2 protein-coding genes are annotated in these 1242 nt (G+C 33.1%); both read right to left on the reverse strand.

Going from position 1 to position 1242, the window contains the following annotated elements; translation table 11 throughout:
• Nucleotides 1-740 (reverse strand): hypothetical protein (locus tag ACQR30_RS01295; RefSeq protein ID WP_429730156.1); only part of this gene is annotated, 740 nt, incomplete at its 3' end.
• A gap of 22 nt (nucleotides 741-762) precedes the next feature.
• Nucleotides 763-1242, reverse strand: a 480-nt coding sequence (locus ACQR30_RS01300) for a class I SAM-dependent methyltransferase (protein WP_429730158.1), incomplete at its 5' end; no start/stop codon positions are given.

Consider the following 1242-nt stretch of genomic DNA (forward strand, 5'->3'; position numbering starts at 1 on the left):
AGGGAAACATCTGCTTCATTATAAAGATTCATATAGCTTTCAATAGGCAATTTATCAACACGCTTATAAGGTAGCTTCCCATCTAAAGAATAATGGGCTTCCATTCGATCCCAAACACCCGTCGTATTCTTTATATATCCCGCCATTATGAATTGAGCTTTATTCATAATTTCTTGATCTATTCTTTGGAATGGATAACGAAGTATTGACAAGTCTTTTTCATGGCTGCTCTCGCCTGCGTAAATGAACCTTATTCTTTCGGATGGTTGTTTCTCATTGGATATAAACTGTCCAAATTCAAACGGTATGGAATTGGGAAGAATTTCCACATTTTTATTATATGGTTTTATCAAATCGGCTAATCTTGTATGCGTTGTCCAAACCATATCAGCAGCCTTTAGGTTCTCAATCTGTCTTAATACAAGATTACCCCTCTTATATAAATTAGCTGCTAAATGCTTATCGTAAACCTCCCAATAATCATCCAGATCACAGATTATTTTAAACCTTCTTTTCTCCCGAAGTTCAAGAAGTTTTTCAAATCTTATTTTTGAAAATCTATTGTAAATAACCACGTCCACATTATCAAAGTCAACTACAATAGTCTTATCGGGCATTAGAGTGATCGTATTGATGCTTAATTCATCTTTATATCTCTCCCTAATTATTTGTAAATGAATTATTATGCGGTGATAATCACAGCCATAATTTTGAGAAACTAAAGGAATAACATTAATCATTTGTAATTTAATTAAAATTTTTTTAATCATTTCTACCAAAAACTGCTGTTAATATATTATAGGGGGTTTTCTCTTTTCTGATAGTATCCTCAATATAATTAGCACGCAATAAATCATAACCGAATGTATTCATTAGCATAGTCAATGACCTTCGATTAAAATGGTGCAGATGTTCATCTGGCCTCCTATGTTTCCAATTCTCAAACCATTTGTTATTTTCTGGATATCTACAATTGGGAACACTTATTATGAAATATCGGGCATCGTAATTTTTTATAATAGTCAAATCCTCATAATGCTCCAAAACATCATACATCGTTATTATATCAAATGGTATTTCATGGGGTTCAATAAATACACAGCCATCTGGAGGTTTAATTCCGGTTATGTCATAACCATAACAATCAAATTCGGCTTGATGGGCCGCTTTTAAAAATGCGCCACCCCCATAACCAATATCTAAAATACTATACGTATTGTGCTGTGGATATAATCCAAGCGT

Origin of the sequence: Arachidicoccus sp., from assembly GCF_050436765.1 — a bacterium.
Classification (GTDB): domain Bacteria; phylum Bacteroidota; class Bacteroidia; order Chitinophagales; family Chitinophagaceae; genus Arachidicoccus.